Annotated in this window: 15 protein-coding genes; 12 read left to right on the forward strand and 3 right to left on the reverse strand. The window is 69.9% G+C overall.

Annotation, left to right across the window (positions count from 1 at the left end; all coding sequences use genetic code 11):
- Position 1: 1 nt before the first annotated feature.
- On the forward strand, positions 2-544 hold the full coding sequence (locus tag VGT80_RS06805; RefSeq protein ID WP_327454127.1) for a hypothetical protein: 543 nt from the start codon (positions 2-4) through the stop codon (positions 542-544).
- Here the strand turns inward: VGT80_RS06805 and VGT80_RS06810 are convergent.
- Positions 541-906, reverse strand: a complete 366-nt coding sequence (locus VGT80_RS06810) for a hypothetical protein (protein ID WP_327454128.1) — start codon at positions 904-906, stop codon at positions 541-543. The genes VGT80_RS06805 and VGT80_RS06810 overlap by 4 nt on opposite strands.
- Before the next feature lie 129 nt (positions 907-1,035).
- Here VGT80_RS06810 and radC point away from each other — a divergent pair, with 129 nt between their 5' ends.
- The 7 genes from radC (at position 1,036) to VGT80_RS06845 (ending at position 9,278) form a co-directional block, all read left to right on the forward strand.
- Positions 1,036-1,794, forward strand: coding sequence for a RadC family protein (gene radC / locus VGT80_RS06815; RefSeq protein ID WP_327454130.1), 759 nt, complete (start codon positions 1,036-1,038; stop codon positions 1,792-1,794).
- A gap of 245 nt (positions 1,795-2,039) precedes the next feature.
- Positions 2,040-3,230: a calcium-binding protein gene (locus VGT80_RS06820; protein ID WP_327454132.1), complete on the forward strand. Its 1,191-nt coding sequence runs from the start codon at positions 2,040-2,042 to the stop codon at positions 3,228-3,230.
- An 81-nt stretch (positions 3,231-3,311) separates the two neighbouring features.
- Positions 3,312-5,222 (forward strand): DUF885 domain-containing protein, encoded by a 1,911-nt coding sequence (locus tag VGT80_RS06825; RefSeq protein WP_327454134.1) that lies wholly within the window; start codon positions 3,312-3,314, stop codon positions 5,220-5,222.
- Positions 5,223-5,471: 249 nt separating this feature from the next.
- Positions 5,472-7,085, forward strand: coding sequence for a Na/Pi cotransporter family protein (locus VGT80_RS06830; protein ID WP_327454154.1), 1,614 nt, complete (start codon positions 5,472-5,474; stop codon positions 7,083-7,085).
- Between the two features lie 84 nt (positions 7,086-7,169).
- Positions 7,170-7,814 carry a DUF47 domain-containing protein gene (locus VGT80_RS06835; protein ID WP_327454136.1) on the forward strand — a complete coding sequence of 215 codons (645 nt, stop codon included), beginning with the start codon at positions 7,170-7,172 and terminating at the stop codon, positions 7,812-7,814.
- Between the two features lie 10 nt (positions 7,815-7,824).
- A complete protein-coding gene (locus VGT80_RS06840) occupies positions 7,825-8,853 on the forward strand; it encodes an inorganic phosphate transporter (protein ID WP_327454138.1) in 1,029 nt (342 codons plus the stop codon).
- A 2-nt stretch (positions 8,854-8,855) separates the two neighbouring features.
- A complete protein-coding gene (locus VGT80_RS06845) occupies positions 8,856-9,278 on the forward strand; it encodes an NUDIX hydrolase (RefSeq protein ID WP_327454140.1) in 423 nt (140 codons plus the stop codon).
- On the opposite strand, the gene VGT80_RS06850 is transcribed toward VGT80_RS06845, so the two are convergent.
- Complete coding sequence (locus VGT80_RS06850; RefSeq protein ID WP_327454142.1) at positions 9,275-11,638, reverse strand: PAS domain S-box protein; 2,364 nt, start codon at positions 11,636-11,638, stop codon at positions 9,275-9,277. The two genes, VGT80_RS06845 and VGT80_RS06850, sit on opposite strands and share 4 nt — an antisense overlap.
- Positions 11,639-11,791: 153 nt before the next feature.
- Between VGT80_RS06850 and VGT80_RS06855 the strand changes: the two genes are divergently transcribed.
- From VGT80_RS06855 to VGT80_RS06870, 4 genes are all read left to right on the forward strand, one after another.
- Positions 11,792-12,067 carry a hypothetical protein gene (locus tag VGT80_RS06855; protein WP_327454144.1) on the forward strand — a complete coding sequence of 92 codons (276 nt, stop codon included), beginning with the start codon at positions 11,792-11,794 and terminating at the stop codon, positions 12,065-12,067.
- A 9-nt stretch (positions 12,068-12,076) separates the two neighbouring features.
- Positions 12,077-12,316 carry a hypothetical protein gene (locus VGT80_RS06860; protein ID WP_327454146.1) on the forward strand — a complete coding sequence of 80 codons (240 nt, stop codon included), beginning with the start codon at positions 12,077-12,079 and terminating at the stop codon, positions 12,314-12,316.
- 197 nt (positions 12,317-12,513) lie between these two features.
- Entirely contained in the window at positions 12,514-12,945 is a 432-nt protein-coding gene (locus tag VGT80_RS06865) for a response regulator (protein ID WP_327454148.1), read from the forward strand.
- A 60-nt stretch (positions 12,946-13,005) separates the two neighbouring features.
- Entirely contained in the window at positions 13,006-13,782 is a 777-nt protein-coding gene (locus VGT80_RS06870; RefSeq protein WP_327454150.1) for an alpha/beta fold hydrolase, read from the forward strand.
- A gap of 90 nt (positions 13,783-13,872) precedes the next feature.
- Here the strand turns inward: VGT80_RS06870 and VGT80_RS06875 are convergent.
- A partial coding sequence (locus tag VGT80_RS06875) for a phosphate signaling complex PhoU family protein (protein ID WP_327454152.1) occupies positions 13,873-14,287 on the reverse strand: 415 nt, incomplete at its 5' end.

Genomic DNA, 14,287 nt, shown 5'->3' on the forward strand with positions numbered 1-14,287 from the left:
GATGTTCGCACACTGGGACAGCTTCTACCTGCTGGTGGGCGGCGCGGCCGGCTCTCTGATCGGCCTGCTGTTCATCGTCGCCACCCTGAGCACCGGACGCCGCGACGCCGACAGCGCCCTGCGCGGCGCGAGCATCTACATGACGCCCATCGTGCAGCATCTGGGCGTGGTGCTGGTGATCAGCGCGCTCGCCGCGGCGCCGGGCCTTTCGAATGAGGGCGCCGCCCTGATCCTCGTCGCCGGTGGTCTCGCCAGCCTGGTCTCCTCGGGCCGGGTGATCTGGCATCTGCAGATCGCCAAGTCCCTGGAGGCCCCGCACTGGTCCGACGTCTGGTGGTACGGCATCGCCGCCTTCCTGGCCGACCTGGCGCTGGCGGGCTCGGCCATCGCCTTCTGGCTGGTCTCGCCGGCCTGGGCGGCGCGTGGCGTCGCCGTCGCCCTGGTGGCGATCCTGCTGATCGCCATCCGCAACGCCTGGGACCTGGTCACCTGGATCAGCGCCAAGGGAACCGGCGCACCCGCCGAGACCGCGGATACGCCCTAGGGCTTCGGCGGCTCGGCCTGTTTCACCAGCACCAGGGGCGCGGAGAACCCGCCCTTCGAGAAGGTCCCCGACAGCTTGCCCTCCTTGGTCAGGGCGCCCGCGAATTCGCCGCCGCTCTGGAACGTCACCCTGTAGCTGTCGCCGGTCTGTTCGAGCTTGCCGGGTTCGGCGAACAGCCGCTCGGCCGGGCTGTCGCCGTTCACCTGCGCGCCCAGGCGGATGATGATCGGCATGGCGTCCTTGCCCGCCTTCACCTCGCCCTGCCAGACGCCCGTCACGCCCGCAGGCGCCGGCGCCGCGGCCTGCCCCAGGGCCGCGCCCGCGATCAGCGCCAGCGCAGCCCCCAACACAAATACCTTCATCCGGACCTCCCCCAATCCCGCACGTCACAGCGTGCCGGAAGCGTCACAGTAGCCCTGTTCGGGTAACATCGATCCTCAAGCTTTGTTGAGCCTTGCGTATGTCGAACATTTGCGGAACATTGGCGCGCCATGAGCACCGCCGTCGAAGACGCCGCCGGCCAACCGGACCTCTGGGCCGAGGCCGCCGAGGCCGCCCCGCGCGACGCGCGGCGGCCGCCGCCGCACTATCTCGGCCACCGCGAGCGCCTGCGCGAGCGCGCCGCGGCGGGCGGCCTTTCCGCCCTGCCCGACTACGAGGTGCTGGAGTTGCTGCTGTTCCGCGCCATCCCGCGCGGCGACGTCAAGCCGCTCGCCAAGCAGCTGCTGGCCCGCTTCGGCTCGGTGTCCGGCGTGCTGGGCGCGGGCCTCGATGAGCTGAAGACCGTGGCCGGCGTGGGCGGGGCCGTCGCCCTCGACCTGAAGCTGACCCACGAGGCGGCGCTCCGCGCCGGGCGCGACGCGGTGGTCCGGCGGCCGGTGATCTCATCCTGGTCGGCGTTGCTGGCCTATGTGAAGACTGCGCTCGCCCATGAGGCGCGCGAGCAGTTCCGGGTGCTGTTCCTCGACAAGAAGAACCAGTTGATCGCCGACGAGACGATGAACCGCGGCACCGTCGACCACGCGCCGGTCTATCCGCGCGAGGTCATGCGCCGGGCTCTGGAGCTGTCGGCCAGCGCGGTGATCCTGGTGCACAACCATCCGTCGGGCGACCCCACCCCGTCGGCGGCCGACGTGGACATGACCCGTCAGGTGATCGAGGCCGGCCGGGCCCTGCGCATCGCCATCCACGACCATCTGGTGGTCGGCACGGGCGGGGTGGCGAGCTTCAAGGCGCTCGGCCTGATCTGACGTCCGGGCGCGAAGAAGCCCCGGCGCCATGGCGCTGCGCCGGGGCTGTTCCGTGTGACGCATCGGTCGGCAAAGACCGCTGCGCAGCTTCAATGCGGCCCGCGCGGGGGGTTCCGGCGCGCTGTTCTGCAAAGCTGCGCCTTTCCAAAAACCGAGCTGGAACAATTGCGGCGCTTGTTGGGTTTGAAGCGCGGCCGTGACGATCCGCTAGCTCGTCGCGCCGTTTGTTTCCGATAGGTGCTGACATGCCATTGATCACTGGAACCTCGGGCGACGACCACCTGGTGGGCGCCGCCGGCGACATCCTGCAAGGCCTCGCAGGCAACGACACCCTGGAAGGCCCCGCAGGCGGCGGGGTGGCGATCGACTACGTCCACTCGCCCGCGGGCGTCGTGGTCGACCTCAGCGCCGGCACGGCGCAGGACGGCTACGGGACCACCGACACCCTGATCAACATCGAGAAGGTCGGCGGCTCGCCGTTCGCCGACACCATCACCGGCGACGCCCAGGACAACTATATCGACGGGCGCGACGGCAACGACGTGATCGACGGCGGCGCCGGCAACGACATCATCGTGGGCGGCTCGGGGACCGAGACCCTGAGCGGCGGCGCCGGCGACGACATCTTCATGGCCAGCGGCAACGGCCACTACACGATCCACGGCGGCGACGGCACCGATGAGGTCGACTATTCGGCCTACGGCTTCGCCATTCAGGTCGACCTCTATGTGGGCACCTGGAAGGATAGCATCGACGGCGTCGAGAACGTGGTCGGCACCCAGTTCAACGACACCCTGCTGGGCGACTTCCACAACAATGTGCTGAAGGGCGGCGCCGGCGACGACACCATCGACGGCCGCGAAGGCGACGACCTCATCGACGGCGGCCCGGGCAACAACTACCTGCGCGGCGGCGACGGCAACGACACCGTCCTGGGCGGCTCCGGCTTCGACGACATCAACGGCAACAAGGGCGACGACGTCATCGACGGCGGCTCCGGCGGCAACGACTGGCTGGTCGGCGGCCAGGGAAATGACCTGATCACCGCCCACGGGGGCCAGAACATCCTCTATGGCAACATCGGCAACGACACGCTGCACGGCGGATCGGGCGGCGACCTGCTGCGCGGCGGCCAGGGCGACGACCTGATCGTCGGGGGTTCGGGCAACGACTGGATCAGCGGCGACCGCGGCAACGACACCCTGACGGGCGGGGCCGGCGCGGACATCTTCCACACCTTCAATGGCGCGGGGATGGACCGGGTGACCGACTTCAGCGTCGCCGAGGGCGATCGCGTGCAGCTCGACCCGGGCACGACCTACTCGGTCAGCCAGGTGGGCGCCGACACCGTGATCGACCTGGGCAATGGCGACGAGATGGTGCTGGTCGGCGTGCAGATGACGACCCTGCCGCCGGGCTGGATCTTCGGCGCCTGACGGGGCCGGGCCCCGGGCGCCGGCGTCCCGGGGCGCCCTGCTATTGCCGCGCCGGCCCGGTCCGCCCTAGGTTCCCGGGCCATGACGCACACCCCCACGCCCAACACACTCGACCGGCGCCACCTGCTGGTCGCCGGAGCCGCCGCCGGCCTGGTCGCCGCCGCGCCCAAGGCCAAGCCGGCCGGTCGCCGCGCCGCCGCCCTGGCCGCAGCCCCCGCGCCCCCGACCCCGGACACGCGGCTATCCGCCAACCTCGACCGCCTGGCCGAGACCCTGCTCGACCGCTGGCCTGAGACCGCCACCAGCCTGGGCCTCGACAAGGGCCGCCGCGCGGGCCTGAAGGCGGCGCTGGGCGACACCTCCCCCGGCGCCCAGTCGCAGGACCGGACCTTCTGCGCCGCCGAGCTCGCCAAGCTGCAGGCCTTCCCCGACGCCAGCCTTTCGCCGCGCTCGCGCATCGACAAGGCGACCGTCGCCTATGCCTTGCAGCTCAGCGTCGACGCCACGCCCTTCGACTACGGGACCAACACCCTGCTCGACGCCATGGGCGAGAGCGCCGGGCCCTATGTGGTCAGTCAGCAGTCCGGCGCCTATTCGGCCCTGCCGGAGTTCCTCGACAGCCAGCACAAGATCGAAACCTCCGAGGACGCCGACGCCTACCTCTCGCGCCTGCACGAGATGGCCCGCGCCCTCGCCAACGAGGACGAGCGCATCGCGATCGACGCCGACAAGGGCGTCATCCCGCCCAGCTTCATCCTCGCCAACACCATCGGCCAGCAAGAGGACTTGCTGAAGGTCCCGCCCGCGCAGGCCCGGCTCACCCTGTCGATCGCCCGCCGCGCCGCCGAGAAGAAGCTCGGCGGGGACTACGGCGACAGCGCGCGTCGCCTGGTCGAGACCGAAATCTATCCCGCCCTGTCGCGCCAGCTGGAGACGCTGAAGACCCTGCAGCCCAGATCCGGCCAGGACGCCGGCGTCTGGCGGCTGCCGCAGGGCGAGGCCTATTACAACTGGCTGCTGAAGGTCGGGACCACCACCAACCTCACCCCCGACCAGGTCCACCAGATGGGCCTGGAGCAGAACCGCGCGATCGAGGCGCGCATGGACGGCCTGCTGAGGGCCCAGGGCCTGACCCAGGGCACGGTCGGCGAGCGCATGGACGCGCTCGGGCGCGACCCCAAGTATCTGTTCCCCGACACCGACGCCGGCCGCGCGCAGCTCATCGCCTATCTGAACGGCGTCATCGCCTCGGTGCGGCCAAGGCTCTCCAAGGCCTTCGACCTGAAGCTGAAGGCCCCGATCCAGGTGAAGCGCGTCCCCGTCGACATCCAGGACGGGGCCGGCCAGGGCTACATGAACCCCGGCGCCGTCGACGGCTCGCGGCCCTCGATCTACTACATCAATCTCAAGACCACCTCGAACTGGCCGAAGTTCTCCCTGCCCACCCTGACCTTCCACGAGGGGATACCGGGCCACGCCTGGCAAGGCGCCTACCTGACCGAGACCGGCAAGCTGCCGCTGATCCGCCTGCTGATCTCCGGCTTCAACGCCTATGTCGAAGGCTGGGCGCTCTATGCCGAGCAGCTCGGCGACGAGATCGGCATGTACGACGCCGACTGGGCGGGCCGCCTCGGCTACCTGCAGGCGCAGAAATTCCGCGCCGTGCGCCTGGTGGTCGACACCGGCCTGCATGCCAAGCGCTGGACGCGCGAACAGGCGGTGAAGTGGGCCATGGACGCCACCGGGCGCACCCGCAACGCCATGACCAGCGAGATCGATCGCTACTGCGGAACCCCCGGGCAGGCTTGTGGCTACAAGGTCGGCCACACCGAGATCAACCGCCTGCGCGACAAGGCCCGGATGGAGCTGGGCGGGCACTACGACCTCAAGCGGTTCGATGACCTGCTGGTGGAGACCGGCGCCGTGCCCCTGACCGTCCTCGACAATGTCGTCGACAGCTGGATCGCGGCCGGCGGCGAGCTGCGGCTCTGATCATTCTCAACTGTCTGGAACTCGACAGAACCTGAGCCGGTTGATGCGCCGTTCGAACGGCCGGCAGCCCCCATCCGACCAGGCGAACGGACCGGCCCAGCGATACGACGAGCCCCTCTCTCCAGCGGCTGGGCCGGTCCCCCTTGCCGAAGCTGTGCGACACGCCGTCTAATCCGGCCAACGCGTCGGAGGCGGGCTCCCATCCAACTGCCGCTTGTCATCCTCGATCTCGCCGGCTTCGCCGCCCTGCTGCTCTGGGGCGTGCACATGGTCGAGACGGGCGTGCAGCGCACCTTCGGTCCCAAGCTCCGCGCCTTCCTGGCCCGCGCCACCCGCCACCGACTGACCGCCTTCGGCGCGGGCGCCACCGTCACCATCGCCTTGCAGAGCTCCACCGCCACGGCGCTGATGTTGACCGCCTTCGCCGCCGGCGGCCTGGTCGAGCTCGGCCCGGCGCTCGCGGTGATGCTGGGCGCCAACGTCGGCACGACGCTGGTGGTCCAGGCGCTGTCCTTCGACGTGGTGGCGCTGGCGCCCTTGCTGGTCCTGGCCGGCGTCTTCCTGTTCCGCCGCGCCGAGGATGCGCCGCGCGACTTCGGCCGCGTGCTGATCGGCCTGGGCCTGGTGCTCACCGCCTTGCACCAGTTCCTGGCCCTGCTCGAGCCGGTGGTCGCCGACCCGCGCGCCCACGCCCTGCTGGCCCAGATCGGCGACTACACGCCGGCCGCCGTGCTGCTGGCCGCCCTGCTCACCTGGGCGGCGCACTCCAGCGTGGTCACCGTGCTGCTCGCCATGTCGCTGGTCGCCAAGGGCGTCGCCCCGCTGGAGATGGGCATCGGCATGGTGCTGGGCGCGAACCTCGGCTCGGCGCTCAATCCGCTGCTCGAAGGCGCCGGCCGCCGCGATCCCGCCGCGCGGCGCCTGCCGCTCGGCAACCTGGTCACCCGCCTGATCGGCCTGGCGGTCGCCGGCGCCGCCTTTTCCGAGATCGCCGCCTACGCGCCGCGGCTCGGCCCCACCCCGGCCCGCGCGCTCGCCGATTTCCACACCCTGTTCAACCTCACCATCGCCGTCGTCTTCCTGCCCTTCGTGCGGCCCTTCGCCCGCGCCCTGGTGCGCTTCCTGCCGACCCCCGAGGTCCCTGACCCCGGCGCGCCCCTGCACCTCGATCCGCAGGCCCGCGAGACGCCGGCCGTGGCGCTGGGCCTCGCCGCCCGCGAAGCGCTGCGGATGAGCGACGTGGTGGCTGAAATGCTCACCGGCCTGCGGCAGATCCTGACCGCCTCCTCCCGCGCCCAGATGGAGGCGGTGCGCCGGCTCGACGACGTGCTCGACAAGCTGAATGCCGCGATCAAGGCCTACCTGCTCTCCATCCCGCCGGAGACGCTCGCGCCCAAGGACAGCGAGCGCCTGGCCCAGGTGTTGGCCTTCGCCACCAACCTGGAGCACGCCGGCGACCTGGTGGACCGCAACCTGCTCAGCGTCGCGGCCCGAAAGCTCAAGCGCGGCGTCAACTTCTCGGCCGAGGGCGAGGCCGAGATCATCGCCCTGGTCGACCGCCTGAGCGCCAACCTGCGCACCGCCGCGGCCCTGTTCGTTTCCGGCGACGTCGGCGCCGCGCGGCTGCTGGCGGCCGAGAAGGAGACCTTCCGCGCCATCGAAAGCGAAGCGGTCACCGCCCACTTCCGCCGCCTGCAATCGGGCCAGTCGGACACGGTGGAGACCAGCTCCCTGCACCTGGACGCCCTGCGCGACCTCAAGCGAATCAATTCGCACCTTGTGGAAGGCGCGGCTTACCCGCTGCTGGAGGCGTCGGGCGCGCTGCGTGCGACGCGGCTGAGACCCGCCGGCAAGGCGGGCTGACCTGGCCCCTCAATTGCGGTTTACAGGCGGGCGGGCGGGCCCTACGCCTCCCGTCACAGAACTGTCACGACTCGCGCGAGGTGCATGTTGAACTGGTTCCAGGCGCTGATGCCGAAAGAGGGACGGTTCTTCGACCTGTTCGAGGCCCATTCGAAGACCCTGTGCGCCGGCGCGCGATCCCTGCGCCAACTGCTCGACGGCGGCGAACGCGTGCCGGAGCTCTGCGCCGAGGTCGCCCGCTACGAGAACGACGCCGACCTCATCACCCGCGACGCCATGCTGGCGGTGCGCCGCATCTTCATCACGCCCTTCGACCGCAGCGACATCATCGACCTGATCTCCTCGATGGATGACGCCATCGACCAGATGCACAAGACCGCCAAGGCGATCACCCTGTTCGAACAACGCAAGTTTCAGCCGGACATGGTCAGGCTGGGCGACATCATCGTGCAGGCCGCCGACCTGACGGCGGAGGCCGTGCCCCTGTTGCGCTCGCTGCGCGACAACGCCACGCGCCTGAACCAGATTTCCGATGAGGTCACCCGCCTGGAGGACGAGTCCGACCGGCTCTACGACGAGGGCATCGCCGCCCTCTACCGCGGCCCCGCCAAGAAGGATCCGATGGCCTATATCGTCGGCGCGGAGATCTACGATCACCTGGAGAAGGTCGTCGACCGCTTCGAGGACGTCGCCAACCGGATCAGCGGCGTGCTGATCGAGCACCTCTAGGCTCGCCCGCATGGATTTCGCCGGGCCGGGCCTGCTGTTGATCTTCCTGATCGCCACCGCGCTTGTCTTTGACTTCCTGAACGGGCTGCACGACGCGGCCAATTCCATCGCGACCATCGTCTCGACCCGCGTGCTGCCGGCCCGCTATGCGGTGGTGTGGGCCGCCTTTTTCAACTTCGTGGCCTTCCTGGTGTTCGGCCTGCACGTGGCCAGCACCGTCGGCAAGGGCATCATCGACCCGAAGATCGTCTCCGACGCGGTGATCTTCGGGGCGCTCGGCGGCGCCATCACCTGGAACATCGTCACCTGGCTGCTGGGCATCCCGTCCTCGTCCTCGCACGCCCTGATCGGGGGCCTGCTGGGCGCGGGCATCGCCAAGGCGGGCGGCCTTTCGCCGGTGATCTGGCACGGCGTGGGCCAGACCGTCGCCGGCATCGTGCTCTCCCCGGGCATGGGCTTCGCCCTGGCTCTCCTGCTGGTGCTCATCGTCTCCTGGGCCTTCGTGAAGGCGACGCCCGCCTTCGCCGACGGGACCTTCCGGCGGCTGCAGTTCGTCTCGGCCTCGCTTTACTCGCTGGGCCACGGCGGCAATGACGCGCAGAAGACCATGGGCGTCATCGCCGTCCTGCTCTACGCCCACGGCCAGGGCGGCGGCGCGGGCGGCGCGTTCCATGTGCCGCTCTGGGTGGTGCTGAGCTGCCAGGCCGCCATGGCGCTGGGCACGCTGACCGGAGGCTGGCGCATCGTGCACACCATGGGCTCCAAGATCACCCGGCTCTCCCCGCAACAGGGGTTCTGCGCCGAGACCGGCGGGGCCATCACCCTGTTCGCGGCCACCTACATCGGCGTGCCGGTGTCCACGACCCACACCATCACCGGCGCCATCGTCGGCGTCGGGGCGGCCCGCCGGGTCTCGGCGGTCCGCTGGAACGTCGCCACCGGCATCGTCTGGGCCTGGGTGATCACCATGCCGCTCTCGGGCCTGTTGGCCGCGGTGTTCTACGCCCTCGCGCGCCTCGCCGACCGGGCGTGGGGCTGAGCATGGGCAAGTCGCGCCGCGGTCCGCGCCAACAGTTCGCCGCCCTGCCCTGGCGGCGCACCGAGGCGGGCGTCGAGGTGCTGCTGATCACCTCGCGCGAGACGCGTCGCTGGGTGATCCCCAAGGGCTGGGGCAAGAAGGGCGAGTCGGCCTCCATCGCCGCGGCGCGCGAAGCGCTCGAGGAGACCGGCGTCGGCGGGCGCCTGGATGCGACGCCGCTCGGCCACTACCGCTACCAGAAACAGTTGAAGAGCGGCCGCCTGCAGCGGGTCCGCGTCGCGGTCTATGCGCTGGAGGTCGTCCACGAGCACGAGGACTGGCCGGAAAAAGCCATCCGCGAGAAATTCTGGACCACGATCGCCGAGGCCGCGACCCTGGTCGACGAGCCCGAGCTTCGGGCGTTGATCGCGGGCTTTTCGCCCTAGCCGAGATCGTGACGGCTGGCCCGGGCGCGGCGCGCGGCGTCGATGCGCACCAGCTTGCCGTCGCTGCCGCCCTTGGCCAGCACCGCAGTCACCGCCTGGCCGAGTTCCTTCATCCCGTAGGGTTTGCGCAGGATCGGGAATTCGTCGCCGATGCGTTCGGCGGCCTGGCTGTAGCCGGTCGCCAGCAGCACCGGCAGGTTCGGCGCATCCTCGCGCAACCGCTTAGCCAGGCCGATGCCGTCGACCTCGCCGGCCATGACGATGTCGCTGAACACCAGGTCCGGCGCCTCCTGTTCGTGGATCACGCTCATCGCGGCGGCGGCGTTACCCACCACCTGCACCTTGTGGCCCAGCTGCTCGAGCATGCCGGCGGCCACCTCGGCCACCTCCGGATTGTCTTCCACCACCAAGATACGGGCGCCCGACGCCACCTCCCCGGGCTCCTCCTCCGGCTGCGCCACCTTCGCCGTGGCGTTGGCGCGCGGCAGGTGGAGGGTGAACGCGGTCCCTTGCCCCAGCTCGCTGGCCACCGCGATCCGGCCGCCCGACTGCTGGGCGAATCCATAGACCTGGCTCAGGCCAAGACCCGTGCCTTTGCTGACGTCCTTGGTGGTGAAGAACGGATCGAACACCTTGGGCAGGATGTCGGCGGGGATGCCCACGCCGGTGTCGGTGACCGTCAAGGCCACGAAGTCGCCGACCAGGTCGGAGGGGTCGCCGGGCCGCAGGGTCACGTTCTCCGCCGTCAGGGTCAGGGAGCCCCCGGCCGGCATCGCGTCGCGGGCGTTCACCGTCAGGTTCAGCAACGCCAGCTCAAGCTCGCTGATGTCAGCCTCCACCGGCCACAGCTTTCTGGGCAGGTCGATCACCAGCTGCACCGTGGCCGGCAGGGACGCCGCGAGCAGCTCCCGCAGGCCGCGCAACCGCTCCTCCAAGGCTACCGACACCGGCTGCAGCCGCTGGCGCCGGGCGAACGACAGCAGGTGGCGGGTCAGGTCCTCGCCGCGCCGCGCCGAGGTTTCGATGGCGTCCAGTGACCGCAGGGCCCGCGGATCGTCGGCCAGCTTCCTTCGAAGCAGCTGCGCCTGGCCGCTGACGACCATCAGCAGGTTGTTGAAGTCGTGCGCCACGCCGCCGGTCAGCTGGCCCAGCGCCTCCATCTTCTGCGCCTGGGCAAGCTGGTCGTGCGCCCGCTGCAGCTCCAGTTGGGCATTGCGCTTGTCGGTGATGTCGCGGGTGATCTTGGCGTAGCCGATCAACTGGCCGGTCTCGTCACGGATGGCGTCCAGCACGACGCTCGCCCACAACAGGGTGCCGTCCTTGCGCACTCGCCAGCCTTCGGCCTCGTAGCGCCCGGTCTCGGCGGCGGTCTGCAGCGCGCGCATCGGCCCGCCCGCCGCACGGTCGGCGTCGGTGTAGAACCGCGAGAAGTGCTGGCCGATCACTTCGTCGGCCCTATAGCCCTTGATGTGTTCGGCGCCGGCGTTCCAGCTGGTCACCACGCCGTTGGGATCGAGCATGTAGAGGGCGTAGTCGACGACGCCGGAGACCAGCAGCCGGAACTGCCGCTCGCTTTCCATCAGCGCCTCTTCCGCGGCCTTGCGCTCGCTGATGTCGCGGGTGATCGAGGCGAAGCCGATATGGACGCCGTGGTCGTCGTGGATCGGGTCGATCACCACCGAGGCCCAGAACCGGGTGCCGTCGCGCCGCAGCCGCCAGCCCTCGGTCTCGTAGCGGCCCTCGGCGAGCGAGGTGCTGAGCGCCTGGGACGGCAGCCCGGCCTGCCGATCCTCTTGCGCGTAGAACATGCTGAAGTGGCGACCCACCACCTCGTCGGCGCGGAAACCCTCGATCCGCTCGGCGCCCCTGTTCCAGTTGGTGATCGCCCCGTTCACGTCGAGCATGTAGATCGCGTAGTCGACCACACCCTCGACCAGCAGGCGGAAGCGTCGCTCGCTCTCCGATAGCGCCAGCTCCGCCTCGCGCTGGGCGCTCATGTCCCGGGTGATCTTGGCGAAGCCGATCATCGCGCCGGTGTCGTCTCGCACGGCGTGCAGGGTGGCCATGGCCCAGAACCGGCTGCCGTCCTTGCGGATGCGCCAGCCCTGGCTCTCGACCCGGCCTTGGGTGCGCGCCGTCTCCAGCAGACGCGCCGGCGTGCCGGCCCGGCGGTCCTCCAGGGCGAAGAACCGTTCGAACGGCTCGCCCTCGATCTCCGAGCGCAGATAGCCTTTCAACCGCTCGGCCCCCGGGTTCCAGGTCATCACCCGGCCGTCGAGGTCCAGCATGTAGATCGCGTAGTCGGTCGCCGACTCCACGAGGAAGTGCAACGCGCGATCGTGCTGGTCTTGGTCATCCATGCTGGAGCGTCACTGGAGCCTGGGTCCTGGCTGAGCCGTAAGCTGTTTTATCATTTGAGGTTTCCGGCGCAACGAGGATGCGCCGGTTGACACGCCGATCGCGTGTGGGAGAGGATTGTCCGCCCACGCGCGGAGGACCTCATGGGTAGTGGCGTGCATCATCTTCGTCCCCCCGGCGACCCGCCTGACGAAACACCTAAAACGCCTTCACCGTACGGCGAGTTCCCCCAGGACGGCGAAGATCTGCCTTACAAGGTCGAGGTCTGGGACGAGACCGGCAAGTTCGTCGAACAGGTCGTCGCCGTCAGCGTCAGCCCGGCGATCGGCTATGCGGCCTATTTCGCCGCCACTCGCGAGTTTCCCGGGCGCGCGATCACCCTGCGCCACAAGTCCACGGTCGTCAGCCGGTGGACCGGCAAGGCCCACTGAGCCCGCCCCATGAACAAGGGCGAGGATGACTCCAAGGTCGTGGCGCTCGGCGCGCCGATGCGCACGACCTCGCGCCTCCCCTACATCGTCGAGCTCTGGAACCTGCCGCGCACCGCACCCGAGCGGGTGATCGGCCGGGCGGCCAGCGCCGTCCTGGCCCGCGCCATCTTCACCGCCGCGCGGAGCGAGCATCTCGGGCGCCGCATCGTGTTGCGCCGCGGCTCACAGGTGATCGCCGAGACCGGCTGAGCCGCCGCGGCGCTTAACCGTGAGACGTCACACAACCTGGGTCTGTCGGGAACGCCGCGTTGTAAACCCATGTGAATCCGGGGGTTAACGGCCGTTAGCCCTGTCTGTCAGCCTTACCTTAGCGTTCTGGCGCCACGTTAAGGTTGCATCCGGGGAGTCCGCACTGGTCGGGCCGCCGGGCTGGCGGGAGTTTTTAGGTGTCCGAGTTCAATAGCAAACCCGAGCGGGTGTTGAGCGTCCTGCACGTCGACGACGATCCGGTGAACCTGCGCGTGGTGGAAGAGATCCTCACCGCCTTCGGCCATCGCGCGGTCAAGGCGTTGAGCGGGTCCGAGGCGCTCGAGGCCCTGTCGCGGCAGGCCTTCGACGTGGTGCTGATGGATATCCACATGCCCGAGATGAGCGGCATCGAGGTCATGAAGCGTATCCGCGAGCGGCCGACGCCCGACCGCAACACCCCGGTGATCGCCCTCACCGCCGACATCCTGTCGCGCGAGCCGGCCGAGTACCTGGCGCTGGGCTTCACGGGGTTCGTGCCCAAACCGGTGATGGTCCAGGGCCTGATCGCCGCGGTCACCCGCGCCGCCGGCGTCTCGCAACCGACGCTGCGCCTGCGCCGGGCTGGCTGATCCTCGCCGCCTGAGGCATGCTCCCTCCAAGGCCCGCCAGCGGCACGGAGGAAGCCCAGCATGCCCAAGCTCGATCGTGACGGCGTCCAGATCCACTACGAGGCAGCCGGCCGCGGCCCCGCCCTGCTGCTGACCCACGGCTTTTCCGCCACCGGCGAGATGTGGCGCGGCCAGCTCGCGGCGCTCACCCCCCATTTCACCGTCATCACCTGGGACATGCGCGGCCATGGCCGCAGCGACTATCCCGCCGACCAGAGCCTCTACTCCGAAGACGCCACCGTCGCCGACATGGCGGCCCTGCTCGACGCGGCCGGCGCTCAGAGCGCGGTCATCGGCGGCCTGTCGCTCGGCGGATACATGAGCCTCGCCTTCCATCGGGCCCATCCCGAACGCACGCGGGCCCTGCTGATCATCGACACCGGCCCCGGCTACAAGAACGACCAGGCGCGCGAGGGCTGGAACGCCAACGCCCTCAAGCGCGCCGAGCGCTACGAGACCGAGGGTCTCGGCGACCTCGCCAAGGCCTCCGCCGAAGTCCGCGCCGCCAGCCACCGCGACGCCTCGGGCCTGGCCCGCGCCGCGCGCGGCATGCTCACCCAGCGCGACGCCCGGGTGATCGAGAGCCTGCCCGCGATCGCCGTGCCGGCCATCGTCATCGTCGGCGAGAACGACACGCCCTTCCTGGCCGCCTCGGACTACATGGCCGCCAAGATCCCCGGCGCGAAGAAGGCCGTGATCCCAAACGCCGGCCACGCGGCCAACATCGACAACCCGCACGCTTTCAACGCCGCCCTGACCGGTTTCCTTCAGGACGCCCGGCTCGCCGAACCGGCCTAGACGCCAGGCCGACCCGCTGCGCCATGTCGAATTGCGGCTTGAGCGGCGAGGTGGCTGGCCGCAGCGCGGCGACCGCTGCCCGGTCCGCGATCAGCCCTTGGGCCGGTCCGACAGCTCGCCGCCGGTCACCTGGTAGCAGACCAGTTCGGCGATGTTGGTGGCGTGGTCGCCGATCCGCTCCAGGTTCTTGGTAATGAACAGCAGGTGCGTCGAGGCCTCGATGGACGACGGATCGCCGGACATGGCGCGCAGGATCTGGTGGAACACCTTCTCGTGCAGCTCGTCGATGTCGGTATCCTTTTCCCAGACCCGTTGGGCGGCCTCCGCATCCTCGGCGCTATAGGCGGCGACGACCTCGCCCAGGCGCTTGGCGACCAGGGCGCCGAGGTCCCCGACGCCCTTGGCCAGCGCCGCCCCGGGCGCGGACGTCAGCTGCGGCGTGCGCTTGGCCACGTTCTTGGCCAGGTCGCCGCAGCGCTCCAGGTTCATGGCGGTCTTCATCGCC

The sequence above is a fragment of the Phenylobacterium sp. genome, from assembly GCF_035944335.1.
In the GTDB taxonomy this organism is placed as follows: domain Bacteria; phylum Pseudomonadota; class Alphaproteobacteria; order Caulobacterales; family Caulobacteraceae; genus Phenylobacterium.

Excerpts from the sequence above, each read along its gene's own strand:
- VGT80_RS06825 (WP_327454134.1), top strand. The coding sequence starts at position 3,312 with ATGACGCACACCCCCACGCCCAACACACTCGACCGGCGCCACCTGCTG.
- radC (WP_327454130.1), top strand. The coding sequence starts at position 1,036 with ATGAGCACCGCCGTCGAAGACGCCGCCGGCCAACCGGACCTCTGGGCC.
- VGT80_RS06805 (WP_327454127.1), top strand. The coding sequence starts at position 2 with ATGTTCGCACACTGGGACAGCTTCTACCTGCTGGTGGGCGGCGCGGCC.
- VGT80_RS06810 (WP_327454128.1), bottom strand. The coding sequence starts at position 906 with ATGAAGGTATTTGTGTTGGGGGCTGCGCTGGCGCTGATCGCGGGCGCG.
- VGT80_RS06840 (WP_327454138.1), top strand. The coding sequence starts at position 7,825 with ATGGATTTCGCCGGGCCGGGCCTGCTGTTGATCTTCCTGATCGCCACC.
- VGT80_RS06820 (WP_327454132.1), top strand. The coding sequence starts at position 2,040 with ATGCCATTGATCACTGGAACCTCGGGCGACGACCACCTGGTGGGCGCC.
- VGT80_RS06860 (WP_327454146.1), top strand. The coding sequence starts at position 12,077 with ATGAACAAGGGCGAGGATGACTCCAAGGTCGTGGCGCTCGGCGCGCCG.
- VGT80_RS06850 (WP_327454142.1), bottom strand. The coding sequence starts at position 11,638 with ATGGATGACCAAGACCAGCACGATCGCGCGTTGCACTTCCTCGTGGAG.
- VGT80_RS06870 (WP_327454150.1), top strand. The coding sequence starts at position 13,006 with ATGCCCAAGCTCGATCGTGACGGCGTCCAGATCCACTACGAGGCAGCC.
- VGT80_RS06845 (WP_327454140.1), top strand. The coding sequence starts at position 8,856 with ATGGGCAAGTCGCGCCGCGGTCCGCGCCAACAGTTCGCCGCCCTGCCC.
- VGT80_RS06835 (WP_327454136.1), top strand. The coding sequence starts at position 7,170 with ATGTTGAACTGGTTCCAGGCGCTGATGCCGAAAGAGGGACGGTTCTTC.